This is a genomic window from Pseudomonas weihenstephanensis, from assembly GCF_001043055.1.
In the GTDB taxonomy this organism is placed as follows: domain Bacteria; phylum Pseudomonadota; class Gammaproteobacteria; order Pseudomonadales; family Pseudomonadaceae; genus Aquipseudomonas; species Aquipseudomonas weihenstephanensis.
In genome coordinates, this window is sequence record NZ_JYLF01000005.1 from 1 (window position 1) to 25999 (window position 25999).

General features: G+C 56.0%; 20 protein-coding genes. 11 read left to right on the plus strand and 9 right to left on the minus strand.

Annotated elements, in window-relative coordinates; genetic code table 11:
- Window positions 1-100: 100 nt before the first annotated feature.
- Window positions 101-364, plus strand: coding sequence for a PAAR domain-containing protein (locus TU86_RS13205; RefSeq protein ID WP_048364772.1), 264 nt, complete (start codon window positions 101-103; stop codon window positions 362-364).
- Between the two features lie 291 nt (window positions 365-655).
- Here TU86_RS13205 and TU86_RS13210 read toward each other — a convergent pair whose 3' ends face one another.
- On the minus strand, window positions 656-2431 hold the full coding sequence (locus TU86_RS13210) for a sensor domain-containing phosphodiesterase (protein WP_048365091.1): 1776 nt from the start codon (window positions 2429-2431) through the stop codon (window positions 656-658).
- A 276-nt stretch (window positions 2432-2707) separates the two neighbouring features.
- On the opposite strand from TU86_RS13210, the gene TU86_RS13215 reads away from it, so the two are divergent.
- Window positions 2708-3373 (plus strand): DUF421 domain-containing protein, encoded by a 666-nt coding sequence (locus tag TU86_RS13215; protein WP_048364773.1) that lies wholly within the window; start codon window positions 2708-2710, stop codon window positions 3371-3373.
- Window positions 3374-3441: 68 nt separating this feature from the next.
- Here the strand turns inward: TU86_RS13215 and TU86_RS13220 are convergent, their stop codons facing one another.
- The 3 genes from TU86_RS13220 to TU86_RS13230 all read right to left on the minus strand — a co-directional run bounded on the left by TU86_RS13220 (window position 3442) and on the right by TU86_RS13230 (window position 8250).
- Entirely contained in the window at window positions 3442-4755 is a 1314-nt protein-coding gene (locus TU86_RS13220; protein WP_048364774.1) for a carbohydrate porin, read from the minus strand.
- Window positions 4756-4823: 68 nt separating this feature from the next.
- Window positions 4824-7238 carry a glucose/quinate/shikimate family membrane-bound PQQ-dependent dehydrogenase gene (locus tag TU86_RS13225; protein WP_048364775.1) on the minus strand — a complete coding sequence of 805 codons (2415 nt, stop codon included), beginning with the start codon at window positions 7236-7238 and terminating at the stop codon, window positions 4824-4826.
- A 157-nt stretch (window positions 7239-7395) separates the two neighbouring features.
- Window positions 7396-8250 (minus strand): sugar phosphate isomerase/epimerase family protein, encoded by an 855-nt coding sequence (locus TU86_RS13230; RefSeq protein WP_048364776.1) that lies wholly within the window; start codon window positions 8248-8250, stop codon window positions 7396-7398.
- 133 nt (window positions 8251-8383) lie between these two features.
- Between TU86_RS13230 and TU86_RS13235 the strand changes: the two genes are divergently transcribed.
- The 4 genes from TU86_RS13235 (at window position 8384) to TU86_RS13250 (ending at window position 11245) form a co-directional block, all read left to right on the plus strand.
- Window positions 8384-8731, plus strand: a complete 348-nt coding sequence (locus tag TU86_RS13235) for a hypothetical protein (RefSeq protein ID WP_048364777.1) — start codon at window positions 8384-8386, stop codon at window positions 8729-8731.
- A 152-nt stretch (window positions 8732-8883) separates the two neighbouring features.
- Window positions 8884-9924, plus strand: coding sequence for a zinc-dependent alcohol dehydrogenase family protein (locus TU86_RS13240; protein WP_048364778.1), 1041 nt, complete (start codon window positions 8884-8886; stop codon window positions 9922-9924).
- A 276-nt stretch (window positions 9925-10200) separates the two neighbouring features.
- Entirely contained in the window at window positions 10201-10518 is a 318-nt protein-coding gene (gene hdeA / locus TU86_RS13245) for an acid-activated periplasmic chaperone HdeA (protein ID WP_048364779.1), read from the plus strand.
- Window positions 10519-10708: 190 nt separating this feature from the next.
- Window positions 10709-11245: a hypothetical protein gene (locus TU86_RS13250; RefSeq protein WP_048364780.1), complete on the plus strand. Its 537-nt coding sequence runs from the start codon at window positions 10709-10711 to the stop codon at window positions 11243-11245.
- Here the strand turns inward: TU86_RS13250 and TU86_RS13255 are convergent.
- The gene (locus TU86_RS13255; protein ID WP_048365092.1) at window positions 11228-13684 is read right to left on the minus strand and encodes an autotransporter family protein; all 2457 of its coding nucleotides are present in this window, start codon (window positions 13682-13684) and stop codon (window positions 11228-11230) included. The genes TU86_RS13250 and TU86_RS13255 overlap by 18 nt on opposite strands.
- A gap of 277 nt (window positions 13685-13961) precedes the next feature.
- Here TU86_RS13255 and TU86_RS13260 point away from each other — a divergent pair, with 277 nt between their 5' ends.
- The gene (locus tag TU86_RS13260; protein WP_048364781.1) at window positions 13962-14300 is read left to right on the plus strand and encodes a hypothetical protein; all 339 of its coding nucleotides are present in this window, start codon (window positions 13962-13964) and stop codon (window positions 14298-14300) included.
- Window positions 14301-14319: 19 nt separating this feature from the next.
- Window positions 14320-15462 (plus strand): PQQ-dependent sugar dehydrogenase, encoded by a 1143-nt coding sequence (locus TU86_RS13265; RefSeq protein WP_048364782.1) that lies wholly within the window; start codon window positions 14320-14322, stop codon window positions 15460-15462.
- Window positions 15463-15514: 52 nt separating this feature from the next.
- Here TU86_RS13265 and eco read toward each other — a convergent pair whose 3' ends face one another.
- Window positions 15515-15997 carry a serine protease inhibitor ecotin gene (gene eco / locus TU86_RS13270; protein WP_048364783.1) on the minus strand — a complete coding sequence of 161 codons (483 nt, stop codon included), beginning with the start codon at window positions 15995-15997 and terminating at the stop codon, window positions 15515-15517.
- 249 nt (window positions 15998-16246) lie between these two features.
- Between eco and pgm the strand changes: the two genes are divergently transcribed.
- The gene (gene pgm, locus TU86_RS13275; RefSeq protein WP_048364784.1) at window positions 16247-17887 is read left to right on the plus strand and encodes a phosphoglucomutase (alpha-D-glucose-1,6-bisphosphate-dependent); all 1641 of its coding nucleotides are present in this window, start codon (window positions 16247-16249) and stop codon (window positions 17885-17887) included.
- Between the two features lie 69 nt (window positions 17888-17956).
- Here pgm and TU86_RS13280 read toward each other — a convergent pair whose 3' ends face one another.
- The 3 genes from TU86_RS13280 to TU86_RS13290 all read right to left on the minus strand — a co-directional run bounded on the left by TU86_RS13280 (window position 17957) and on the right by TU86_RS13290 (window position 21511).
- A complete protein-coding gene (locus TU86_RS13280; RefSeq protein WP_048364785.1) occupies window positions 17957-19828 on the minus strand; it encodes a DUF3857 domain-containing transglutaminase family protein in 1872 nt (623 codons plus the stop codon).
- Window positions 19829-20149: 321 nt separating this feature from the next.
- Window positions 20150-21160: a zinc-dependent alcohol dehydrogenase family protein gene (locus TU86_RS13285; protein WP_048364786.1), complete on the minus strand. Its 1011-nt coding sequence runs from the start codon at window positions 21158-21160 to the stop codon at window positions 20150-20152.
- Between the two features lie 54 nt (window positions 21161-21214).
- Complete coding sequence (locus TU86_RS13290) at window positions 21215-21511, minus strand: ArsR/SmtB family transcription factor (RefSeq protein WP_048364787.1); 297 nt, start codon at window positions 21509-21511, stop codon at window positions 21215-21217.
- A gap of 227 nt (window positions 21512-21738) precedes the next feature.
- On the opposite strand from TU86_RS13290, the gene hemB reads away from it, so the two are divergent.
- The gene (gene hemB, locus TU86_RS13300; RefSeq protein ID WP_048364789.1) at window positions 21739-22713 is read left to right on the plus strand and encodes a porphobilinogen synthase; all 975 of its coding nucleotides are present in this window, start codon (window positions 21739-21741) and stop codon (window positions 22711-22713) included.
- Window positions 22714-22942: 229 nt separating this feature from the next.
- The gene (gene fdnG / locus TU86_RS13305) at window positions 22943-25996 is read left to right on the plus strand and encodes a formate dehydrogenase-N subunit alpha (RefSeq protein ID WP_082149429.1); all 3054 of its coding nucleotides are present in this window, start codon (window positions 22943-22945) and stop codon (window positions 25994-25996) included.
- The last annotated feature ends 3 nt before the right edge of the window (window positions 25997-25999 follow it).

Here is a 25999-nt window from a genome sequence, read left to right on the forward strand (position 1 = left end):
ATCACAAACTAATCATGTTCTTGTGATTGCAGATTATATTTAATTCATTACTTTCAATTTTGTTCACGCTATACAATTACGTAATACACAGACTTACCCTATGAAAGACATCATCCGCCTAGGCGACGCCACAACCCATGGTGGTGTCGTGCTTGAAACTTTCCCCCGGACTGACGTCAACGGTAAATCGATTGCCGGTGTTGGTCACAACGACAGTTGCCCGTTGTGCAAAGGGGTTTTTCCCATTGCCGAGGGCAGCGCGACTTACTCCGTTGACGGCATTGCCGTTGCACTCGACGGAATGAAAACAGCCTGTGGTGCCGCACTGATTGCCAGTGGCCCGAAAGGCGCAGTCAACCGTTGAACCGCTACACCGTTCTTTAAAAACTCAGCCGGTACGGATTGATATTCACTGCTGGCACAACGGCCAACAAAGCCAAATGCGCTGGGATCTGTTCGACCGTCTGGTGCGCTTTAAAACTACACACAACGAACGGGCGCGCAAACAGCGCGAACTGGGTTGCGGCTTCACTTCATTCGGCCGGGACGGCGACACACTCGGCGATATCATTGGCATAGCCACCTGACAGCAGAACAGGCAGCGAAGTACCATTGGCAATGTACGGAATATGATGTCGGGTCATCAAATCACGCCTCAATGCTTAAATCCACCCTCTCTAAACCACGTCATAAGTGCATGGGCATCCAGTGGCTGGGTTATCAAGAACCCCTGAGCCTCCGAGCATCCCCACTCAGTGATGAGGCTCAATATTGCTTCGTTTTCAACACCCTCGGCCACCACTTGGTAATTCAGTCCTTTGGCCAGCTCGATTAATGTTTTCACCAAACGTCTGTCTTGCGTGCTGTTTTGGAGTGTGGATATAAGCGATTGGTCGAGTTTTACTGTCTGTGCCGGAAGTTGTCGCAGGTAAGCCCAATTGCTATAGCCCGTACCGAAGTCATCAATGGCAATTTTTACCCCAAGGTTTCTGGCACGTATCAGCTCACGCACAACTGACCCCGGCTTGGATATAAGCATGCTTTCAGTCAATTCAAGTTCTATGGCTTGAGGGTTTAGGCGCTGGTTGTTGATGAGCTGTTGTATTTTGTCGACAAGACGGGAGTCCTTGAAATCACTGACAGTGACGTTCATTGCAATTCGCAGTGCCAAGCCTTGGTCAGCCCACGCACGAGCCTGTTTAACCAGGGCCTCTAACACCCAGAAAGTGATCGACTGCATCAACGCTGTTGTTTCAGCCAGTGGAATAAACTCCGCTGGGCTGACAGCTCCCAGTATCGGGTGATTCCAACGTAGCAGTGCTTCAACGCTTTCACAGGACCAACCCGGCAGTTTCACCTTCGGGTGATACACCAGACTGAACTGGTTATCACTGCACAGCGCTTGCGGGAGTGAACTCAAGAGCATAAAAGCCCGGCGCTGTGCGGCATCAAGTTTAGGCTCGTAGAGGGACCATCCTGAATGTTGGTCTCTGGCAAAATCAGCGGCACTCACGACCAGACGTAACCAGTCCTGGTCTTTCTGAGCCGCATCGACGATGGGGAGAACGCCAACCCCGATTTGCAATGGAACAGGGATGTTCCGGCATTCAACAGGCGCTTTAAAACCCTCAATGATTGTTTGGCACACTGTGTCAATTGACGTCTGCTCTGAAAGAATAAAACCAAAACGCGTGGGACTCACTTTATAGAGCAAGCAACCGGGAGCAAGCAGCGCTTGCAAGCGAGCCTTGATGGCAAGCACCAGGTCGTTGGCGAAATTGTACCCAAGGGCTTTGACGACATCATTGAGAAACTGGGGCGTGATCACGTCCACTGAATAGACGTGGCACGTTTTATCGTTGGAGAGGATTTGCCGAATGTCTTCTTCGAAGCGAAGTCTATTGAATAATCCCGTAGGTTGGTCCACAAAATTGCGCGAACGCACGCCCGAAATCCGCAGCATCGTCAGTTCAGCAAAATCCATGAGCATGCTGGCGGCCCGCTCGCTCATGGGCGGGCGTGGCCGAGTATCAATAATGCAAAGACTGCCCAAGTTGAAACCATCAGAGGTTATCAACGGGGCGCTGGCGTAATAACGAATGTTAGGGCTGCTTACGACGAGATCGTTATCTTTGAAGCGTGGGTCTTGGGTGGCGTCAAGCACCTCGAACAGCCCGTTCTCGGTCAGGGTGTGCGCACAAAATGACTGGTCTCTGGGCGTTTCATGCCGGTCAAGTCCAACATGCGCTTTAAACCATTGGCGATGTTCTTCGACAATCGAGATCAACGCAATGGGGGCATCGAAGTAGGCAGATGTCATCGCGACTATTTTGTCGAATGCTTCATCTTGTGCTTCGTGAGGCGGGCACAGCTGGGCGACGCGCCTGAGTCGTTTAATTTCATAAGAGTCGATCCATTCATGCTCATCCATCATTCCCCCTCCCTAGCCAGCAACCCGGACAACGGTAGCAAATTTGCGTGGCGCATCAAGTGAAGTGATTGCTAAATTCGGCGCGGTTTATCCTCTTATGCAACTGGCATTTACTGAGCTGGATTGCGGCTGTCAGCCAGGTCAAGGTTTTTCGATCTCGCACACGTCTTTTTTCATACACCATGCTAGCTTTGTGCCCGCAGCGCGCGAATGTCAGCTTGATAATCCAGGCTGCGCCGATAGGTTCGATGAACAGGCAGGGCAGAGGGTATTTCTTTGGAATATTACGCGTGGGTATTGGCAAAATTTGTCGCGGGGTTTGTGATCATTGCGACCCATATGTATCTGTCGGGGCGTACGCAACTGTCTCAGATGACCGCTATCGATCTGATCGGCAACTTTATATTGGGCGGTATCATCGGTGGGGTCATCTACAGCGATACGATCCCCTTTCGGCAATATCTGACCGTGCTCTTACTGGGTGTGCTGTTGATTTATTTGCTGAACGCGGCAACGAAACATATTCAGGTGTTGCGCGGGTTCGCCATTGGCAGCCCTATCCCGATCATTAAAGATGGCAAGTTTTTGGTTGAGAATCTGGTTAGCAATAAACACAAGATTGATATCTTGCGGGTGGCTTCTCAGTTACATGCTCAGGGCGGGCTCGCTTTTCAGCAGGTTTATTACGCGCAGATCGAACCGGGCGGTGAACTGACCATCATTTGCGATGAAAAAGACATGCCCTCGGTGGTTGTGATGTACAACGCAGAGGCGCGAATCGCGCAGTTGGAGTCGATCGGGCACGATGCCGAGTGGCTGTTTGCAGAACTCAGTGAGTTGGGTGTTGAACGCGACGAAGTGTTTTTGGCAGAGTTCTGGCGTGGGGAATTGTGCGTCACACTCAAAGACGGCAGCGAATTGTGTCGCAATCAACCCGCTTGAATGCTTGCTCATTATCAGTGGCGCCTGGCATGACGTCAGGCACCCCCGCAGGCGCGCTTGGCTGTTGTTTAAAACGTTGCTTTTGCTTGCAGCCCCATCACCAGTGCGTTTTGAATCTGTTCGCCAGAGAAAGCACCGGGCTCGATGATGTATTGCAGATCCGGGCGTAATAACAGCCAGGGTGTAGCCTGATAGCCGTAGCTGATTTCCAGCAATTGTTCGCCCGAGTCAAGGTTGGGTACAAACTCACCGTGGGCTATTGCAGCATTTTCCAGAACGTCGCGGCTGCGCGGGTTGGGCACTGCGCGACCATAGCCGATGCCAAAGGTGTCGTGCGGGCGTGCCGCGAATGGCTTGTTCAGCACCATACCCACGCCACACCACTTGGTAAACGGTGATGCAGCACTGCTCGCTGCCGAATACTGCCCAAACACATGCACGCTGCGACCTTTGGAAGTGGTTGAGTTCCACACCGCCTGATCGACCAGCAAGTAGTGTCCACCCCGGCCGGCTACCTCTTTATCACTGCCAATGCGTTTGGCATCGGAGCTGTCGTAGTAATACCCCAGTTTGTATTCGCCAGGCAGATCGCTTTGTTGTTTGTACACCAACTCAATTGGCACCACAGTGCCAGTGGTGTGCTTGGGGCCCACGTGCCAGGCTCGGCTGGAGTTGCCGTTGCTGGTTGGGTCGACGTTGAAGGCCGCCACTCGCAGTTGCCAAGAGGGCGAGAGGTCGTATTTGATGCGAACGCCCAGATGCGCATTGGGGTAGTTGGTCCAGCCACTGCCGCCTGACATGTTCAGCGGATGGCCGCAAAAACCTGCGTTCATGAAGTTGCACAGGATGCCGCTGTCCAGGCCGCCGATGTCATTGCCCATTGCCATGTAGCCGAGCTTGACGTTCAGGGCCGGGGTAAACAGGCTGCGCTCGTAGCTCAGCTCGGTGAGACGGGTGTAGAGCCCGCCGTAGTTTTCCTGGATGGGGAGGCGGTTACCTACCAAGTCTTCGGATGCGCTGTTACCTCTTCGGTCATTGAGGGTGAGTTGCACCTTGCCCGCGTTGTCCAGCCCATACAGTTTTGAGAGGTCAAACTGCACGCCCAACTTGATGTTTTGCGAGTAACGGGCCGAGCGGTGCAGTCCGCCGTGCAGGTTATAGGCGGTTTCGCCGGTGTAATCGCCAGTGAACTTGAGCCCGTCATCTTCCAGTTGATGACGCAGGCCGCCCCAATTGCCGATGAGGGTTTTGCGTGAGAACACATCCGTATCGTTATCAGGCACATCTGCAAACGCAGATTGAGTCATGGCGCAGGCGAGTCCGACCAGAAGACCTGGTATCAACGGAGCGCGGTGGGGAAGGGAGCAGAATGAGTGCTTCATGTAAAACCTTCTAACACTTAAACAGAACGCGGCGCCCGAAGACGCCGCGTGGAGGAACAAACCGAGGCTTATGGCAATGCGTAGGCCATGACGTAGTCACCACGATCAGGTGACTGTCGGGCACCGCCAGCCGTGATGACGATGTACTGCTTGCCGGTTTTCGGCGAAACATAGGTCATCGGGCCGCCTTGGCTGCCGACGGGCAGGCGTGCTTTCCAGATTTCATCACCGTTGCCGCTGTTGAATGCCCGCAGGTAGAAGTCCTGTGTGCCCGCGATGAAAATCAGCCCGCCCTGAGTCGAGAGGGTGCCGCCCAGCGTGGGTAGACCCACAGGAATCGGCAAGTGCATGCGGATGCCCATCGGCCCCGTGTCTTCAACAGTGCCGACCGGCACTTGCCACGCGATCTTTTGCGTTTTCATGTCAATGGCGGTCAGGGTGCCAAAAGGCGGTGCCTGGCATGGAATGCCCGCGACGGACAAGAAACGGTTTTTATTGACCGCATACGGCGTGCCTTTGAGCGGCACTGCGCCCATGCCGGTGTTAAGCGCTTCACCGCCGCTAGAAGCTTTGGCATCTTTTGCCTGTGGAACCATTTGGCTCCACAAACCCAGACGCATGTCGTTGATGAAAATGAAACCGTGAACCGGGTCTGTCGAGATACTGCCCCAGTTCATGCCGCCCAATGAGCCAGGAAAACTCAGCGACACATCGGTGCCCGGCGCTGTGTACAGACCGTCGTAGCGCATTTTTTTGAAGTCGATGCGGCACAGCAATTGGTCAAACGGTGTAGCCCCCCACATGTCGGATTCAGTCAGGTGTTGTGCGCCGATTTGCGGCATACCCACGGACAAAGGCTGGGTAGGGGAGTATGGCTCGTTCGGGATGTCGGCGGCCTTGACCGGGACTTCTTTGACGTCGGTCAATGGCTGGCCGGTCTTGCGATCAAGGACGTAGATCTGGCCCGCTTTGGTGCCGATTACCACAGCAGGTACTGTGCTGCCGTCGGCTCTATCGAAATCAATCAGGCTGGGCTGCATAGGCAGGTCAAAATCCCAGAGGTCGTTATGCACCGTCTGGTAGACCCACTTCTCATCGCCTGTCGTCGCGTCCAGCGCCAGGATCGAAGCACCGTATTTGTGGTTCAGTGCGGTGCGTTCAACCCCATAGATATCAGTAGACGAGCTGCCCATTGGCAGAAACAGCGTGTTCATCTGTGGATCGTAGGACATCGGTGCCCAGCTGTTCGGCGTGCTGCGCACATAGGTGCTGCCCGAAGCGGGTGCCTGCTTGTCATCAGGGTTGCCCGGATCGAACGCCCAGCGCATGTTCCCGCTGATGACGTCAAAGCCGCGAATCACACCACCCGGCATGTCGGTCTGAACGTTGTCAGCGACCCGACCGCCCACTACCACGGTCGTACCGGCCATCAGCGGCGCGGAAGACAATTGGTAATACGAGTCTGGCACGTTGCCCAGACCGGCTTTGAGATCCACCTGACCCTTGTTGCCAAAGCCTTGGCAGAATTCGCCGGTGTCGGCGTCAACAGCAATCAGGCGCGCATCAATGGTGTTGGTCAGTAAGCGACGCTGGCAGTTGGACCCGGCCGGTACGGTGGCAGCCATAATCGGCGAGCTGTTGGCTTGTGTCGGCTGGGCGATCGGTGCGGTGGCATCGAAGTAGGCCATGCCGCGGCAACGTTGCCACACCGCTGATTGAGCGTTGATCTGGTTTTTCCACAATTCTTTACCCGTGTCGGCATCGAGTGCGATCAGGTTGTTGTGAGGCGTGCAGATAAACACTTTGTTGCCCACTTGCAGGGGCGTCAGTTGGTCTTCTGCACCGTTACCGTCGCTGATGGCCACGTCACCGGTGTGATAGGTCCACGCCACTTTAAGTTGATTAACGTTGTCACGGTTGATTTGGTCCAGCGCCGCGAAGCGGCTGCCACCTTCGGTATTACCGTAGTGGCTCCAATCCTTCTGCTCGTGGCCAGGATCGACTGCAGTCAACCCTGGGCCATTGCCGGTCGGGGAAACACTTGGATGCGCGACGAACATATTGCCAGCAGCCACCACCAGCAATACAGCCAGTGCCCCGGCGATTGCATAAGCGCGGTGACCGGGTGTGCGCCCGGCAGCGCGGATTAGCTGCGGATAGATCAGCAACACGACAAGGCCGATGGCACTGAACATGAACAGGCGCGAAAACAGGGGCCAGAAGTGCAAGCCTGCATCAGCCACCGCCCATACCAGGCTAGCCACAAGAAACAGGCCATACAGCCAGGCGCCGACGGGTTTGCGCAAAGCAATCAGGCCGCCGGATACAAACATGGCGGCACCGGCGCAGAGGAAATACCAGGAGCCGCCCAGTGTCACCAATTGGATGCCTCCGGCTGCCAGTGCAATGCCGAGCAAGGCAATGACAATGCCCAATCCAATGGAAATAAATGTGGAAGCGCGCGCGCGCTTTTTTGCAGTCATGCGTGGGGGTCTCGCGTAGGAAGAGTCTTGGACTAGATGATTAGCTTGCTAAGTATAAAGTTGTTACAAATCGGGATGCCAGTAAAAAATACCAGCCTCTTTTGAACCCAGTGTGCGCAAGGACAAGCGGACAAAGAATCAGATGATTCTTAAAGCATCAGCCGATGCGACATTGCCCATGCAGTGACCACTCATTGAACGCCGCGATGCTGTGCTCAACGGCCTGGATGAGGGTGGGGGCGTCTTGCCACAGCGAGTCGTCAACCGATTCAGAAAAAATCTCCAGCACATAATCACCGGCGTAACCGCTCGCTGCCAGTGCGCCCAGCAGGTCTCTAAAGGGGATTTCCCCGTCACCCAGCGCGCGACGATCATGCAATGAACGAGGTCTGCGCCAGTCAGCCAACTGCACAATAAACAGCTTGTGCGCGCTGATGCTCGTAAGCAGTGCTGCATCCTGCCAACTGTTGTACAAGTCCAGGCAAAGGCCGAAGTGCGGGTGGTCGACCGCATTTGCCATCGCGTGTGCCTGACTGAAGGTGAACAGCACCGAGTTACGGTTCATCAACGACGGACCCAGTGCTTCGAGCGCGATACGCATGCCTTGGCGCTCGGCATGCACGGCCAATGTTTGATAATGCTCAACGCAACCGTCCCACACCCGGGCTTCATTGCCGTTGCTGTCAGCACCGGTGTTGGTGATCAGGGGCAGCCCTGGCCAAAAGGAACTGAAGCGCTCCACTGACATCATCAATTGCTCAAGCCGGACCTGGGGGTTGCTCGGCTGGGGCGCCGAGGCAGACGGAAAAATGGTCAATGTACGTGGCTGTATTGAGGTAATGCGTACGCCACTTTCCTTGATCTGCTCCAGCTGTTCGCGCGCGCGTCCTGAATCGTCAGACAGTTTCTTTTCAGCAATTTCCAGCGCGCAACCCAATCTCAGGCAGAGCAGCAAGTCTTGTTCCAGAGTAAGCGGGGACGTAGTGATCTGACTGAGAGCCAAGGGCTGCATGATGACCTCTGTGGTTTGACGCGATGGCCAATTCAGAGCTTGCGCCTGATCTAAAAGTTCAGCATGCAGGCACTTTGATGCCGATGTGTGCTATTGCTTGCCCCGCGGCATGGAGCCGTTTCAAGGAGTGAACATGCAGATCAAACACCGCATTGCAGTCTTGGGCTGTGCTTTTTTGTTTGCCGCATTGTCGGGCTGCGCCCACAACCCTCAATTCAAGGGCCAATCGGTCACCGACCCAGTGTTGCGCAAGGATGTGATGAAAAGCGTCAAGTTAATGTTCTCGGCCATGACTCAATGCGGCTCTATTGACACCGTCACTACGACTATTGCCGCCATCAGTCAGCAACCCTCAGGGGCTGTCGACCGGGCCACTGAAACCTGGGACGTCACAGGTTGTGGCACGTCCAAGTCTTATAAAGTCGAGCTGCGTTCAGATGCCAGAGGTGAAACGGACTACTCGGTTTCGCCCCGGCTGTGACGCCTCGCAGGGCCAAAGGCGCTTATTTGACCTGTGGCAAGGGCATTTAAACCGAAGACTGCTTTACTGGACCGCATGACTTTTGAGCTGCCCGTCATCCTGCAAGCGATGACGGACACGACAGACTTCTAATCGGATAAAGGAAAGCCACCATGAAAGCGCTCACTTATCAGGGGCCCGGTCAAAAAGCATGGGCCGACATCCCCAAACCCGTTATCGACAAGCCCACCGACGCCATTGTGCGAATTCTGCACACCACCATTTGCGGCACCGACCTGCACATCCTCAAAGGTGACGTGCCTGCGGTCACGCCGGGCCGGGTACTGGGCCACGAAGGGGTCGGGATAGTAGAAGCCGTGGGGCCAGCCATCCGTAATTTCAAACCCGGCGACCACGTTCTGATTTCCTGTGTAACTTCCTGCGGCAGTTGTCCAAACTGCCGGCGCCAGATGTATTCCCATTGCGCTGACGGCGGCTGGATTCTCGGTCACATGATTGACGGTACGCAGGCCGAATATGTACGCATCCCCCATGCAGATAACAGCTTGTACCCTGTCCCTGAGGGGGCCGATGAGCAAGCGCTGGTGATGCTGAGTGACATCTTGCCGACCGGCTTTGAAATTGGGGTGCTCGCAGGCAAGGTCAAGCCAGGGGACAGCGTGGTGATTGTCGGAGCAGGGCCAGTGGGCATGGCCGCGCTGTTAACCGCGCAGTTTTATTCCCCGGGCCAGTTGATCATGGTCGACGGCGACAGCAATCGGCTCGAGGTGGCCACACGTTTCGGTGCGACCCACGTCATCGACATCAAGACCGAAAACGCGGTTGAACGTATTTTTGAATTGACCGGCGGTGTGGGCGTAGACGTTGCGATCGAGGCCGTCGGTATTCCCGCATCGTTTGATACCTGCCAGTCGGTGATTGCGCCCGGCGGCAATATTGCTAATGTCGGGGTGCATGGTAAAAGTGTGGAACTGCACCTTGAGAAGTTGTGGATTCAAAATATTAATATTTCCACCGGGCTGGTCAATACAAATACCACTCCGATGTTGATGAAGACCGTACAGTCCGGGAAAGTCGATGCGGGCAAATTGATTACTCACCGTTTTGCGCTGGGCGATATTCTTCAAGCCTATGAAGTCTTTAGTAATGCCGCCCAGGAAAAAGCCATGAAAGTGATACTTACGCAGCAGTAAGCGGATCTAAATAATCCCGTACTTGCCTGGTTAAAGGCGGGTTGACCTATGCGCAGGCCGGTGCCAGACAGTGTCAGGCACCGGGCGGCGTTAATGTGGTCGGTCGATTATTAAGTCTGCCGCGACGGCATTGAACATTCAGCCCTTATTGCGACGTAGGATGTTTGGTTTTATGAGTTATTGCGCTTTTCTTTTTGACAGTCGCCGCCTGCGCAACTATGTTTCTTGCGGCGCAAGTGACGTCATTGCCATCTTTGATAATAGGGAAATGTTCAGATGAAAAAGCACATTGTTTTAGTCGGCGCTGCCGGTTTGTTTGCACTCTCGACACTGGCTCAGGCCGCGGATGCCAAGCAGCCTGTTTCTGCATGGACCTGTGAGAGTTTTCTTGCCGTAGATGAGAGTTTTCGACCTACCGCAGTGGGTTTGGGCGAGGCGGTGAACAAGTCTGGCAAAGTTGAAGATGCGGTGCTGGACGTGGCGGGTGTAGAAAAAATCACGCCACTGGTGGTGACGGCCTGCGAGAAAGATAAAAAAGCCAGCTTCGTGCAAAAACTCAAAGAAGAGTGGGCCAAAGTCAAAAAAGACGTTTAACGTTCCACGCCTGCACTTGTTGCGAGTGCAGGCATTTTTGCCCCTTTGCAGCCTTCCACCCTGTCGCTCTGGTTGATATTTCGTTGAATTTCTCTGTCTGCTGACGCTCTACATCCTTGCAGCCGTGTTTGGGCCGCTTCAGGCCGTAGTAGACTGCTCGCGTTATGTCTTTATTTGTCAGGGGAATTTCATGTTAATCAGATCATTGGCCGAACTTGATCGCATTCGGGACGAGTGCAAATCCATGGTCACCCGGCGTTCTGCGGTCTCCGCAGGGGCGGCCGCCGTTCCGATCCCCGGACTGGACATCGGCACGGATGTGGCCTTGCTGGTTGAGATGTTGCCAGCCATTAACAGCAAATTCGGACTGACGCCTCAACAGATCGAGCAGTTGGATACCCGCTCCAAGCGCTTGATCGTGGTCGCTGCCTCGGGCATTGGCAGCGAGATTATTGGCAAGTTCGTCAGCCGTACCCTGGTGATGTCCTTGTTGCGCAAGATGGGGGTCAAGGTCGCGACCAAATCCATTACCCGTTTCATTCCCTTGGTAGGGCAGGCCGTGGCCGCCACCATCAGTTTTGGGGTGATGAAGATGGTCGGCAACGACCACGTCGAAGATTGCTACCAAGTCTGTCGCCAGGCACTGCTCGACGAAGCCAAACAATCGACAGTGATTGAAATTGGCCCCGAAGACTACGCACACGTTGAATCACCAACTCATCCGTAAACCCAGCGAACCACTGATAGCCTCTTGATTGCGACTGTCGATGTTGGTGCTGTAGTCGGTGCTGGCATACACGCTGATGCTGGGGTTGAGGTGAGCGACAATGCCTGCGCCCATGTCCATAGTGCTGGCACTGTGATCGGTCTTAAGCGCTTGTTGCCCATCGAAACGGGTGGCGTGCCGCCCCCCGAAACTGCGCCATACGTTAGCGCGCACGTAAGGTTCTACAGGGACATCGCCCACGGTATAGGCGCCTTTGAGGCGTGCCCCGGCGCGACCTTTCAAATAATCCTGAGTGTCAAAACCAACGCGAGAGATGCCGTCATTGGCCGTGTCCATTGAGACGCGCTGGCCTATGAGTTGCAGTTGAGGCTCAATGTGCCAGTGCGTCGACAGCGCGACCGGATAGCCCGCTTCTGCGGACACGCTGGCGGCATGCCCGTCCAGGTCCAGCTTGACGCCGCGTTCTGACCGGCTGCGACCGTCATAACGCGTGCCCATCGCAACAATATCCAGGTAAGCCGATTGCGGGCTGATCAGGGTCCAGTAAGCGCCCAAGCTATCGCCGTCGAGTCGCACATCGCCGGCCTTGTTGTCTTCGAAACCCACATTAAATCCGCGCACATCGCCGTCCAGACGTGCATGGCTGATGAATAACCCGACGCGCTGCCGATAACCATTGGCGTGTGTAAAACCGTAGATATCGTGGCCCACCTGATAACCACTGATCGAGCCATCGAAGCTGGGTGCCACCGTACCTGACCAGCTTTGACGCACCGAGCTGCCAAAAGCCCGTACCCATCCGCCCGGCAGCGCGCCGGTTTCGGTCAACAAACTCTGTTCACCCTGACGTTCGTGAAAGGTGCCTAGTGTGGTCTGGGCCAGCAGTGCCGCAACCGGAGGCACGACGGCATACAGCGGCACTTCCTGGCGATACAGCACAATGCTTTGCCCTGGGGCGGCGACGGGCAGAGCAGGCGTACCGACCGCCGCTATCGGAGGCGGTTGCACGGGGGTGACAGGCGCGGGTTCTCCCGGTACAGGCGTTACCGCTGGCGGGGTGGCAACCGTTGAGCGCAAGAACCAGCTGTTTTCACTGCCCGCCGTAACGCCACCTTTAAACAAGTAGTACTGGTAGGCGCCTGCCGAGAGTGGTTGGCCGAGGGTGAAGGCCCCCGCGTTACTGGTGGCACCTTGATTGGCTTCAACCACTTGGATCCCGTTCTGCGTCGTGAGGGCGCCGGTCCCGCCGATGTTGGTCACATTGATGGCGGTCAGGCCACTGATTTGACCGCTCGATACAACCAACCGGTCCGACGCCGCATCGTCGGCGGCCAAAACACTGTTTAGGTTCAGCCGCGCGCCGTCGCCCTGATAATTACCCACGATGGTCAACCGATCAGCTGTCGAAGCGCCGCTGGCGGTGAGGTCAATGAGCCCCGCATTATTCACGCTGACTTTTTGCCCGTTGATTAAAGGCGAAATGACGCCTTGGCCCGCATTGACACGGCTGCTGGCATCAATAGTGAGGACGCCTGTACCGCTCACGCTGTCGCCGAGAACCAGCGTGTCGTTAAGTGTCAGGCGAGTGTCTTTACCCAGGTTGATGTTTTCCCAATTGATATAGCGCGCACCGGTTTCAGGGCGGCTGGTTTCAAAGGTCAACGTGTCGGTGCCTGGCCCGCCATCGACGCGCGGGGTGGATGACACAATGCTTTCAGTCAGGTTGGCCAGTAATGCTCTGTCGTTACCGTCGCCCATCAGCACGGCGCCTTTGATCGTGCCGCCATCGCGCCAGGTGAAGGTGTCATTGCCGAAACTCATGAGGATTTGGCCGCCCACCGAGCCGCCGCTGATCGTGACGTCATCATCGCCACCGCTGACGCTGATATTGCCGCCGATGCTGCCAGACGAAACGATGATTGTATCTTTGCCAAACCCGGTGACCAGGTTGCCCAGGATTTGGCCTCCAGACATATCGAAAATATTGTTGTCGAGCTTCATGTCGACCCGGCCAATGCTGCCGCCGGTCATTTTCGCTACATCACCGTCTTCAAAGGCACCCACGATGGTGCCGCCGGTCATCAGGAAAGTATCGCGACCATCGCCTTGGGCCAGCGACTGAATTTGCCCGCCTGTCATCACAAAGTCATCAATACCGTCGCCTTGGCTTACTGCCCCGGAGATCAGGCCGCCATGAACGGTGATGCGGTCCGCGCCCGCGCCGAACCTGACAGGCCCGATGATGCTACCTGTGCTGTTGGCCGGCAACGTCAGGCTGTTGTCGCCCTGTAAATCAATCAAAGATGGGGCGCTGCCGCTGTCGCAAATAAAACTGTCGTTGCCCGCGGTAGGCGTGAAGTTGCACGCGGCCTGCGCATTGTGCAAGGCGAGGCTCAGCACAGAGAGCGCAAACAGTTGAGAGGCATGTCGTTTGGTCATGTTGATCATCCTGATCTGATGCCTTGGGCAGAGGACTCTTACGGCTAGCCACTCAGGCAGAGGTTCACATTAGGACTGGTTATAAACATATCGGAATGCCCACGTAAGCTGTCAGAAGTGACAGCTTGTTCATATAGGAAACTAGATGCTTATTGGTGAGCTTAGTTACATCACGTCACATATCGGTGAGTGCGCATTGGCTGTGCACGTTTTAAAACGAACCTGTCGACTCAAACGTAATCCAACTCTCAAGGGCAACTCACTCAAGGAGAGCGTGATGAAATGCATCAAGTACGGTCTTTTAGTGGTGTGTGCAAATTTCGCCCTGACGGCCCACGCGTTTGCCCCGGTTGAACCCGACACTCAGGTGCTGGCTCAGAACAGCCTGACCACGGGCAGCGCGCCCACCGACAACACCATCAGGCGCATCAACCCCAACAGCCGCCAAGGCACCACATCGAGTGTGCCGCCGGTTCGAGGGCCTTCGACGTTGCCTATACAGCCGACCCCCTCGCTCGAAAATGGCCAGATCCGCAATGGTTACTCACGGCCCACGACACCGCCACCGACACTCAAACCCACCGCGCCGTCGTTGCAACCACGCGATAAACGCTAAATCAAACAAGGAATGACTGATGTTAAGAAAAACCTTGCTGGCAACCCTCTGTGCCACCTCATTGCTGAGCACGATGGTGTTGGCTAACCCGCAGACCTTCGACTCTGAATTGGGCACGGTCAGTGCCGAAACGGTGGTGCAGGGCCTCAATCATCCTTGGGCCTTGGCTTTTTTACCGAATAAGCAAGGCATGCTCATAACAGAGCGTGGGGGCAACCTGCGGGTGGTCAGCCCCGAGGGCAAATTGTCGGCGCCGGTTTCAGGCGTGCCTCAGGTGTGGGGCAAGGGGCAGGGCGGTTTACTGGATGTGGTGTTGTCGCCGAATTTCCAAAAGGATCGGTTGGTGTATGTGTCCTATGCCGAGGGCGGTGGCGAGGACGGCAAAGCGGGCACTGCGGTCGGGCGGGGACGCTTGTCCGATAACCTGACCAAACTCAGTAACTTTGAAGTGATCTTTCGTCAGCAACCCAAGCTATCGACGGGCAACCACTTTGGCTCGCGGTTAGTGTTTGATCGTGATGGCTATTTGTTCATTACCTTGGGTGAGAACAACCAACGCCCAACGGCGCAAGACCTCGACAAACTGCAGGGCAAAGTGGTCCGTATCTTTGCTGACGGGCGAGTGCCGGATGACAATCCATTTGTCGGGCAAAAGAATGTGCGGCCCGAAATCTGGTCGTTTGGGCACCGTAACCCGCAGGGCGCCGCCTTGAATCCGTGGACGGGAACGCTGTGGACCCATGAACACGGGCCGCAAGGCGGTGACGAGATCAACCTGATTGAGCGCGGCAAGAACTATGGCTGGCCGCAGGCAACCCACGGCATTGATTATTCCTCAAAACCGATTCCCGAAGCCCAGGGGCAAACGGTCGAGGGAACGGTCATACCGCATCATGTGTGGGAGAAATCGCCAGGCATCAGTGGCATGGCGTTTTATGATGCCGCGCGTTTCAAACCGTGGCAGCACACTCTGTTTATTGGCGCGCTGGCCGATAAAGACGTGATCCGATTACAGCTCGATGGCGACAAAGTAGTGCATGAAGAGCGCCTCTTAGGCGAATTGAAATCACGTATTCGCGATGTGCGCCAAGGGCCGGACGGTTACCTCTATGTACTGACTGATGAAGACAACGGCGCCTTGTATAAAGTCGGGCTGCAGTAGGTATCAAGCGTGTCGATGGACCTGCGCCATAAGGCGCAGGTCGATCACAACGTTACTCAACGACGGCTTGTTTGACTTGCTTGGAGGCGGACCAAATGCGGTAGCGCACTTCAATGTCCTTGGGTACATACACCACGATCGGCAGCTTGCTGTTGTAGCGCAGCATGAAACCATCGCCAACGACCGGGACAAATTCAGCATGGGTTTTGCCTTCAGGGCAAGCCATCATCGTACTGGCAGGGCCGCTGACTTTGTTCAGGCGGTACATCGGATAGCCCCAACCCTTGAGGGTTTTCTCTTCGAGCTTGCCACCCAACCGCTGTTTGTTGCAGTCGACTTGCAGGGTCTTGCCCGCAATGATCTGGACTTTGTAGTCGTCTTCGTTTTTCTGCGTCGGCAGGTGAATGACTTGTCGGCTGAACCCGGCTTCGGCTTTAGGGTAAGGCGCCACGTCTTCCAGTTTGGCGGCGTTGGCAACGCCGCACAGCGTGCTCAACGAAAACAAAAGTGCCGCGCTGATGACCAGTGGTTTCATGTTGTGTCCTCAATTCAAAGCTTAAAATGTGCGCCCATTTGGATCATCGAAACGCAACTAAGTGCCATAGTTGTGCCATGTGGCTGCACGTGTTGCAAATGCATGCTGCTCAAAACACACGAACTAGAGCATTAAATCAATAAAATTGAGCTCAGTTTGGTGCTGAAGGGATAGATCGCTTCTCGCCAGTGTCGAAGTGCCAGTAAACTGCGTTTTTTCCTCCGAATCATTTATTTCCCGAGGTTTTGCATGACACTCAGTCCTCTTGCGGGCAAACCGGCTCCAGCAAACCTGCTGGTCGATATTCCGCGACTGGTGACCGCTTATTACACCGGTCAACCCGATGCAGCGATGGCTACTCAGCGTGTCGCGTTCGGTACGTCCGGGCACCGCGGTAGCTCGTTTGATTTGAGCTTTAATGAGTGGCATGTGTTGGCCATCAGCCAGGCCATTTGCCTTTACCGCCAGTCCAAGGGTATCAACGGCCCGTTGTTTGTCGGGATCGACACACATGCGTTGTCGACCCCTGCCGGGGCCAGCGCCCTGGAAGTGTTTGCCGCCAATGGTGTTGAAACCATGATCGCTGCACATGACGAATACACGCCAACCCCTGCCATTTCCCACGCCATCATTTGCTATAACCGGGGCCGTACAAGCGGGCTGGCTGACGGGGTGGTCATTACGCCTTCGCACAACCCGCCGGAAAGCGGCGGCTTCAAGTACAACCCGCCCAACGGCGGCCCTGCTGATACCGATGTGACCAAGTGGATTGAGGCTAAAGCCAACGAACTGCTGGCGGCTAAATTGTCGGGCGTCAAGCGCATCAGTTACGAACAGGCGCTTAAAGCCAGCACCACACACCGCCACGATTACCTGAACACCTACGTTGCTGACCTGAAAAATGTCATCGACATGGACACGCTGCGCGGTGCGAACTTGCGTTTGGGTGTGGATCCGCTGGGCGGGGCGGGCGTGCGTTACTGGTCGGCCATCGGTGAGCATTACGGCCTGAACCTGGAAGTGGTCAACACCGCAGTCGACCCAACTTTCCGCTTTATGTGTGTGGACTGGGATGGCCGTATCCGTATGGACCCGTCCTCCAGCTACGCCATGCAAGGCTTGATTGGGCTCAAAGATCGTTTCGACGTGGCGTTCGCGTGTGACCCGGACCACGACCGTCATGGCATCGTGACGCCATCGGGCGGGCTGCTGGCGCCCAATAACTACTTGGCGGTGTCAATTGACTACCTGTTCCAGAACCGTGCGCAATGGCGTGCAGACGCAGCCGTCGGTAAAACCGTGGTCAGCAGTGGCTTGATTGACCGCGTCGCCGCGCGCCTGGGGCGCCGTTTGTATGAAGTACCGGTCGGGTTCAAGTGGTTTGCCGACGGTTTGTTTGAAGGTTCGCTGGGCTTCGGTGGGGAAGAAAGCGCCGGGGCCTCGTTTTTGCGTCTCGACGGCACGGTATGGTCGACGGACAAGGACGGTTTGATTCCTTCATTGCTGGCTGCTGAAATGACCGCCCGAACAGGGCGCGACCCTTCACAGCTGTATCAGCAAATGACGCAAGACTTGGGTCAGCCGTATTCCACCCGCGTAGATGCCAAGGCCACACCGCAGCAAAAAGCCTTGCTTGGCAAGTTGTCGCCGCAGCAGGTCAAATCCACCACCTTGGCCGGTGAAGCCATCACGCAAATCCTCAGCCATGCGCCCGGTAACAATCAGGCGATTGGCGGGCTTAAAGTGATGACCGAAAACGGCTGGTTCGCTGCGCGGCCGTCAGGCACCGAAGACATCTACAAAATTTATGCCGAGAGCTTTGTCGGTGATGCGCACCTCAGCCGTTTGGTCGAAGAGGCTCAAGTGCTGGTAGACGCGGCCATCGCGTAAAACCGCCCGTGCAAAAAAAACCTGACCCCGTTACCGGGGTCAGGTTTTTTTATTTCAGCGTCAAGGGTTTCAGGCCTTGGTGTTGAGTTGCACCACTTGCAGCATTTGCTCGTTGCAGTTTCGTGCGTCTTTGAGCATCGCTTCAAACGGCGCGCTGATAATGTCGTCGTGGCTCAGCCAACTGTGCTTTTGGGTGACGGTGTACAGGTAACGGTACTCACCTTTACTGCGTTTACCGCTCAGTTCGACATCAAACCATGGCGAGTTCACCGTACACGTTTTGATCTCTTTACCCACTTTGGCGCCAGACAGCGTGATGTCATAGGTCAGCTTTTCTGGATCGCCCAGGTACAAGTCGGCCAATTGCCCGTTGCGCCGGTAGTTCATCAAACCGTCCCAACGTTCACCCATAAAGGCCGGTTTGTACACGTGTTGCCCTGACAGGCTTTCAAGGGGACGCAAATTGGTCAGGGTGGCGTTGATCCGGTAGTGGTCAGGCACCACGAAACCGGTTTTTTCACGGGTAATGTTGCAGTCCGTGACTTCTTTGCCAAAGTTGTTGCACAGGTCCAGGTTGGTACCGGACACGCCCGAGGTGGTGTCGAAATAGCTGAGTTGCATCAGCGTCATCTGGCTCATTTCGACAGTTGCCGTGGTGCGAGCCTGCCCCTCGCGATTGAAGTGCTCGAACTTTTTCAAGTTCATGCTCAACGCGGGTTTCTCTTCGGGGATATGGTCTTCGCGCACCTTGCCCTGCGCATCGATAACCAACGCCCAGCGGTCTTGAATGTCGGGCATGCTGCGACCCGGCAAAAACACAGGGTTGGTCGGGTCGAGCCACCAGACCTGGCCGTTGACTTGCGCCCTGACGATGGCATGGTTAGGTGCGTTGGTGCCTGGCAGCATCAGGCTGAGCGTGTTGGTGCCACGGCTGACCCAGGTGGTTTCAGCCTTTACGCCGCTGGCATTGAGCATGGCGGTCAGCAATACGGCGAGGTCCTTGCAGTCGCCGTAGCCACGGTCCTCGATCTCGCTCAGGGTAAAGGGCACATAACCACGGTCAGTGGCACGCCAGTCGCCCATGTAGCGATAGTGATCGTGCAGGTACTGCATCAGCCCAGCCACTTGTTGCTCTGGGGGCAATCCCTTAAGCCCCGAGACCGCTTTGGCAGCACTGGCAGGCAGGCGGGCGGCCAGGATTTCGTTGTAACGCTTGGCGAACTGACCGAAATAGTCTTGCAACTGGGTTGAACTGCCCAGTTCGACCCGGGGTACGTGGCGAATATAAGCGTTGCCTGATTCATTGATGTAATTCACGAAACGCGGCTTTTTTTGCTCAATGACCAACGTTTTGTTATCGGCAGACGGGGTGAAGGTGAAGTCCTCCATCAACTCACTGCGCCACACAATCGGCTTTTCGGCACTGAAGGTGCTTTTGAAACGGTCGGAGCGCACAGCGTTTGGACCGAACATCATGACGTAATGGAAGTTGTCCATCAGCGGCTTGGCGGCAGTATGTTCACGCAGGGTGTAGGTGATCTGAGTGCCGATGCGCAAATTTGGAAAGGCAATCGAGGTCTGCTTGGAGCGTAAAAAACCCTGATCCGGGTTAGGTGCCATGCGCGTGTCGATTTGCGATTCGGCTAACGCAATGGGCTTGCCGCCGGGCTGGGTCGATTGTGCGTTGATGACCTCCAGTTGGTCGGTTTCCGCAAAACTGAAGTCGATACGCGACAACATCTCTCGACCATTATTGGTGAGGAGGGTGTAGCGATAGGTGGTGGTGCAATCGGTACTGGTGTCTTTATTGAAGTGGCAGGCCTTGTCGATTTCGCTGGCCAGGTCAGCTTCGGACTCTGGTTGAAATGCCGCAAAAGTCGGCAGACAGACAAACCCCAATGTTGCGCAAATCAAAGATTTGCTAAAAGTAAAGCGGTGCATGAGCGCCTCAGGTTATTCCCTTAAAACAGCACCCAGCGACGTTTTTTTGAGGTTGATTTGAAGTAGAAGGGTGCTGCGCGAGCGGCGGATGATAATCGATCTCAACAATAATTACTATATTGTCAGACAATTAATATCGCTGAGAGGCCCGACCTAGAGCCTTCGCTCTAATTTAATGGCTGATTTTGGCGTTGTGTTGGCGTTAAGCCCTCGAGTATTTAATCGCGCGGACCGCACCTGTTGCGGGCATCGCTTGGGTGGACCATTTTGAGACATGAAGCCAGAGGCGCGCCGGGAATGCGCGCTCTGGCTGAGTGGCGGTTAGATATCGAGGCAGATTTTGCCGAAATGCTGGTTGGTTTCCTGATATTTGAACGCTTGCACAATCTCGCTCAGCGGGAAGTGACGATCAATCACAGGGCGCATGCCGTTGGCATTGATGGCACGAATCATGTCTTGTTGCTGGCTACGGCTGCCCACCAATACACCTTGCAGGCGCACTTGTTTGATCAAGGCGGGCACAAAGTTCATTGCGCCGCTGACGCCGCTCAAAATGCCGATGATGGAAATGTGCCCGGCCACCCGGATCGCGATCATCGACTGCTCAAGGGTCGCAGGACCGCCCACTTCAATAATGTGATCCACGCCACGCCCCCCCGTGAGGGCGCGTGCCGTTTCACCCCATTGGGTGTCTTTGCGGTAGTTGATGACGTGGTCGGCACCCAGTGCTTTGAGGCGTTCCAGCTTTTCATCGCTCGAAGAGGTGGCGATCACGGTAGCACCGGCCATTTTGGCGAATTGCAGGGCGAAAATTGAAACACCGCCCGTGCCTTGTACCAGCACAGTGTCACCGGGCTTGAGCGAATCGTCGGCCATCAGTGCACGCCAGGCCGTCAGGCCAGCAGTGGTCAGGGTTGAAGCTTGGGCGTGGCTATAACCTGTTGGCGCGAGGGTGAAGGCGGTGGCTTTGGCAGTCACTTTCTCACGGGCATAGCCGTCAATGCCGTCACCCGGCACGCTGACAAAGCCTTCAACCAGCGGGGTGCCATCAATCCACTCGGGGAAGAACGTGCTGACCACCGCATCGCCCACTTTGAACTCGGTCACGTGCGCACCGACTGCAATCACTTCACCGGCACCGTCGGCCATCGGAATGCGCTTTTCACTCGGCGCCCACATGCCACTGACCACGGCAAAATCGTGGTAGTTGAGCGAGTTGGCATGCAAGCGCACAGTGATTTCGTCACTTGCAGGCTCGCGCACGTCACTGCTGCCGACAACCACGTTGTCATAGCCGCCACCCGGTTGGACGAAGATGGTTTTATTGCTCATGGGGCTTCCTCATATTTTCTAATTACGCAAAATAACGAAATGAATGGTTAAAAATTACAACTCGATTTTCAGCCTAGCCGCAAAGTCATTAATCGCCTGCTCGTTGCGTCGGTAGTAGGTCCACTTGCCAATGCGGGTGGTCAGTACAAAACCGGCCCTTTGCAAAATGGCTAGGTGCGCTGAAGCGGTCGACGGCGACAAGCCTGCCTTGTGCTGCAAATGCGTCACGCACACACCGATGGCAGGATCTCCATGATCTTGCGGCGGGAAATTAGTCAGCGGGTCTTTAAGCCACTCCATCATTTGCATGCGAGTGTCATTGCCCAGCGCTTTGAGCTGTTCGAGAATCATGGGCGGCGATACTACGCTTTTTAACGAAATGTTCAACCCTCCACGCATTGCGCTGATTGACGCAGAACACGCCAACCCTCAGCGCTTGCGGTGGCTCAAAGGCGGGCTGGGTGTGCTGCGGCAATGGGCCGCATGCTTTGCATTTGCTGTTTCAATCCTGTATTTGTGGCGCCATTGAGCCTTGGCCAAGGCTCGCTTGTCTTATGAACCTGCCCTCAGGAACCATGATGCCTAACCAGTTCCCTTCTGTTCGCCCGCGCCGCCTGCGCCGTTCACAAACCCTTCGTGACATGTTTCAAGAAACCGAATTCAGCCTGAGCGATTTGGTGCTGCCGATCTTCGTCGAAGAAGAAATCGACGATTTTGTGCCCATCACCAGCATGCCGGGCGTGATGCGCATTCCTGAATCGAAACTGGCGGGCGAAATCGAGCGCTACGCCCGCGCAGGCCTCAAGTCGGTGATGTTGTTTGGCGTCTCCCATCATCTGGACGCTACCGGCAGTGATGCCATGCGTGAAGACGGCCTGGTGTCGCGCATGGTGCGTATCAGTAAAGATGCCGCGCCAGACATGGTGGTCATGAGTGACACCTGTTTTTGCGAGTACACCTCCCACGGTCATTGCGGCGTAATGCACGACCACGGCGTGGACAACGATGCAACGCTGATCAATCTGGGCAAACAAGCCGTGGCCGCTGCTGCGGCGGGCGCGGACTTCATCTCGCCCTCGGCGGCGATGGACGGACAGGTGCAGGCGATTCGCAGTGCGCTGGACGGCGCCGGTTTTCTCGACACCTCGATCATGGCGTACTCGACCAAATTCGCCTCGGCCCTCTATGGCCCGTTCCGCGAAGCCGGTGGCAGCGCACTCAAAGGTGACCGTAAGTCTTACCAGATGAACCCGATGAATCGCCGCGAAGCGATTCGTGAGTCGCTGCTGGACGAGCAGGAAGGCGCAGACGTGTTGATGGTCAAGCCCGCCGGCGCCTACCTGGACATCATTCGCGACATCCGCGAAGCCTCGCGCTTGCCTTTGGCGGCCTATCAGGTCAGCGGTGAGTACGCGATGATCAAGTTCGGCGCTCAGGCGGGGGCTATTGATGAAGCCCGTGTGGTGCGTGAAAGCCTGGGCTCGATCAAGCGCGCAGGCGCTGACATGATCCTCACCTACTTTGCTATGGACCTTGCCCTGCAAGGCATCTAAGCCCTCCTGGCGGCGGCGGTGCTCACACCGTTTGCCGCTCATTGCACCTTCCTTGACGTCCATCAATATCGTTTCAGCGCTTTTTGTCATATTACTTGGGGTTGATTTTTCCTCGCGTGCGAGCGGAAGTTGGCTATGGTCATTAGATAAAAAAGCCTGAGCGTATCCTGTCACCGTGAGACAGGAGCGACTCTGTATCCGGCATAGCGCACGGATGTTGAGGAGATTTATGGACGTCGGCAGAAGACAGTTCGTCAAACTTTGTACGGCCGGTGTTGCCACGGCCACGGTAGCATCACTCGGTTTTGCCCCCGGACTTGCCCAGGCAGATCCCTCCCGCCAATACAAATTGCTGCGCGCCAAAGAAACCCGCAACAACTGCACCTATTGTTCGGTGGGTTGCGGGATTTTGATGTACAGCCTGGGCGACGGTGCCAAAAACGCTAAAGCGCGAATTTTTCATATTGAAGGCGACCCGGATCACCCGGTCAGCCGTGGCTCGTTGTGCCCAAAAGGCGCGGGCCTGATTGACTTCATCTACAGCGAGCAGCGGCTTAAATACCCTGAGTACCGCGCCCCCGGCTCCAACGAGTGGCAACGCATCAGTTGGGACGAGGCGATCACACGCATCACCCGGTTAATGAAAGATGACCGCGATGCCAACTTCATTGAGAAGAATGCTGACGGCGTGACGGTTAACCGCTGGCTGACCACGGGCATGCTGTGCTCGTCGGCAGCCAGTAATGAAACCGGTTTTCTGGATCAGCGTTTTACCCGTGCTTTGGGCATGCTGGGCATCGACTGCCAGGCACGGCTGTGTCACGCCCCGACGGTATCGGCACTTGCGCCAACGTTGGGCCGGGGCGCCATGACCAACAATTGGGTCGACATCAAGAACGCCAACGTGGTGTTGATCATGGGCGGTAACCCGGCTGAAGCGCACCCGGTAGGTTTCAAGTGGGTGGTCGAAGCCAAGATCCGCAATGGCGCCAAGGTCATCGTCGTCGACCCGCGCTTCAACCGCAGTGCGGCCGTGGCTGACATTTACTCGCCGATTCGCGCCGGTTCCGACATCGCTTTCCTGATGGGCATGATCCATTACCTGATCACCCACGACCGTATCCATCATGAATACGTGCGCGCCTACACCAACGCGCCGCTGATCGTGCGCGACAGCTACACCTTCGAGGAGGGCCTGTTCAGCGGCTTTGACCCTGCCAAGAAGCAGTACGAACGCAGCGAATGGATGTACGAACTCGACGCCGACGGTTTTGCCAAACGCGATGAAACCTATAGCCACCCCCGCTGTGTCTGGAACCTGCTCAAACAGCACGTCAGCCGTTACACACCCGAGGTGGTGACCGACATCTGCGGCACGCCAAAAGAAGACTTTCTGGAAATCTGCCGCATCATTGGCGAAACCAGCGCGCCAAATCGCACTACTACGTTCCTGTATGCGCTGGGCTGGACCCATCACTCCAGCGGCGTGCAAATGATTCGCGGCGCCGGGATGATCCAGCTGCTGCTCGGCAACATCGGCATGGCGGGTGGCGGGGTCAACGCTTTGCGCGGGCACTCCAATATTCAGGGCTACACCGACATCGGGCTGCTGTCGCTGCGCTTGCCGGGTTACATGAACTTGCCCAGCGATCAACAAACCAACCTGGCCACTTACCTCAAGCAAACCACGCCCAAGGCGCTGCTACCGGAGCAGGTCAACTACTACCAAAACACGCCGAAATTTTTCACCAGCATGATGAAAACGTTCTGGGGTGATAACGCGACGGCGGCCAACGACTGGGGCTTTGACTGGCTGCCCAAGTGGGACAAAAGCTACGACGTGCTGCGTTATCTGGAAATGATGCATGACGGCGAAGTCAATGGTTACATCGCCCAGGGTTTCAACCCGATAGCGGCCTTTCCGGACAAAAACAAGGCCAGCGCGGCATTGGCCAAACTCAAGTATCTGGTGATCATCGACCCGCTGGTGACCGAAACCTCCAGCTTCTGGAAAAACTACGGCGACCAGAACGACGTTGATACGGCCAGCATTAAGACGGAAGTCTTCCGCTTGCCGTCTTCGTGCTTTGCCGAAGAAAACGGCTCCATCGTCAACTCGGGTCGCTGGCTGCAATGGCACTGGGCTGGTGCGGCGCCGCCGAACGAGGCATGGCACGACGGCAAGATTCTAGGTCACCTGTTCGTCAAGTTGCGCCAAATGTACGAACAGGAAGGCGGTGCCAACCCCGCGCCACTGCTGAACATGGCCTGGAACTACCGCGACCCGCTGGACCCGACCCCTGAAGAGGTGGCGCAAGAGGCCAACGGTTTTGCCCTGGAGGACTTGAAAGACGCGCAAGGCAACATCACGGTGCGCAAAGGCGAATTGCTCAGCGACTTCTCGCAACTGCGTGATGACGGCAGCACCGCCAGTTTTAACTGGATCTTTGCCGGCTCCTGGACCCCGCAGGGCAACCAGATGGCACGCCGCGATAACGCAGACCCGTCAGGCTTGGGCAGTACCCTGGGATGGGCCTGGGCCTGGCCACAAAATCGGCGCATTTTGTACAACCGCGCCTCGGCTGATCTACAAGGCAAGGCGTGGGACCCGCAGCGAGTGGTTATCGAGTGGAACGGCCAGCGCTGGACCGGCATTGATGTGCCCGACTTCCCGGCGACGATGCCGCCAGGCAGCAAGGCCAACCCCTTTATCATGCTGCCCGAAGGCGTCGGGCGCTTGTACGCCATCGATGCGTTGGTCGACGGCCCGTTCCCCGAGCACTACGAACCAACAGAATCGCCTACGGGGCGTAATCCCTTGCACCCGAGCATGGTTTACAACCCGACCGTGCGTATTTTTCCTTACGACCAGGCCCGCCTGGGCACTGCGGCAGAATTCCCTTACGTCGCCACCACCTATTCGATCACTGAGCTGTTTCGTCACTGGACCAAACACTCACGGATCAACGCAGTGTTGCAGCCCGAGCAATTCATCGAGATCGGTGAAAACCTGGCGAAGAAAAAAGGCATCGTCCAGGGCGATTGGGTCAAGGTCAGCACCAAACGCGGCTACATCAAGGCCAAAGCGGTGGTGACCAAACGCATACGTACGCTGCAAGTGGGCGGACAAGAGGTCGATACCATCGGCATTCCTTGCCACTGGGGCTATGAAGGTGAAACCCGTAAAGGGTATTTGGCCAACACCCTGACCCCGGCCATCGGCGACGCCAACGCGCAGACGCCTGAGTACAAGGCTTTCCTTGTCAACGTGGAAAAGGCGTAAGGG

Coding starts and splice junctions, on each gene's coding strand:
- eco (WP_048364783.1), bottom strand. CDS start 15,997: ATGAAACCACTGGTCATCAGCGCGGCACTTTTGTTTTCGTTGAGCACG.
- TU86_RS13220 (WP_048364774.1), bottom strand. CDS start 4,755: ATGAAGCACTCATTCTGCTCCCTTCCCCACCGCGCTCCGTTGATACCA.
- TU86_RS13265 (WP_048364782.1), top strand. CDS start 14,320: ATGTTAAGAAAAACCTTGCTGGCAACCCTCTGTGCCACCTCATTGCTG.
- TU86_RS13205 (WP_048364772.1), top strand. CDS start 101: ATGAAAGACATCATCCGCCTAGGCGACGCCACAACCCATGGTGGTGTC.
- TU86_RS13230 (WP_048364776.1), bottom strand. CDS start 8,250: ATGCAGCCCTTGGCTCTCAGTCAGATCACTACGTCCCCGCTTACTCTG.
- fdnG (WP_082149429.1), top strand. CDS start 22,943: ATGGACGTCGGCAGAAGACAGTTCGTCAAACTTTGTACGGCCGGTGTT.
- pgm (WP_048364784.1), top strand. CDS start 16,247: ATGACACTCAGTCCTCTTGCGGGCAAACCGGCTCCAGCAAACCTGCTG.
- TU86_RS13290 (WP_048364787.1), bottom strand. CDS start 21,511: ATGATTCTCGAACAGCTCAAAGCGCTGGGCAATGACACTCGCATGCAA.
- TU86_RS13280 (WP_048364785.1), bottom strand. CDS start 19,828: ATGCACCGCTTTACTTTTAGCAAATCTTTGATTTGCGCAACATTGGGG.
- TU86_RS13240 (WP_048364778.1), top strand. CDS start 8,884: ATGAAAGCGCTCACTTATCAGGGGCCCGGTCAAAAAGCATGGGCCGAC.
- TU86_RS13210 (WP_048365091.1), bottom strand. CDS start 2,431: ATGGATGAGCATGAATGGATCGACTCTTATGAAATTAAACGACTCAGG.
- TU86_RS13260 (WP_048364781.1), top strand. CDS start 13,962: ATGAAATGCATCAAGTACGGTCTTTTAGTGGTGTGTGCAAATTTCGCC.
- TU86_RS13255 (WP_048365092.1), bottom strand. CDS start 13,684: ATGACCAAACGACATGCCTCTCAACTGTTTGCGCTCTCTGTGCTGAGC.
- hdeA (WP_048364779.1), top strand. CDS start 10,201: ATGAAAAAGCACATTGTTTTAGTCGGCGCTGCCGGTTTGTTTGCACTC.
- hemB (WP_048364789.1), top strand. CDS start 21,739: ATGCCTAACCAGTTCCCTTCTGTTCGCCCGCGCCGCCTGCGCCGTTCA.
- TU86_RS13225 (WP_048364775.1), bottom strand. CDS start 7,238: ATGACTGCAAAAAAGCGCGCGCGCGCTTCCACATTTATTTCCATTGGA.
- TU86_RS13285 (WP_048364786.1), bottom strand. CDS start 21,160: ATGAGCAATAAAACCATCTTCGTCCAACCGGGTGGCGGCTATGACAAC.
- TU86_RS13235 (WP_048364777.1), top strand. CDS start 8,384: ATGCAGATCAAACACCGCATTGCAGTCTTGGGCTGTGCTTTTTTGTTT.
- TU86_RS13250 (WP_048364780.1), top strand. CDS start 10,709: ATGTTAATCAGATCATTGGCCGAACTTGATCGCATTCGGGACGAGTGC.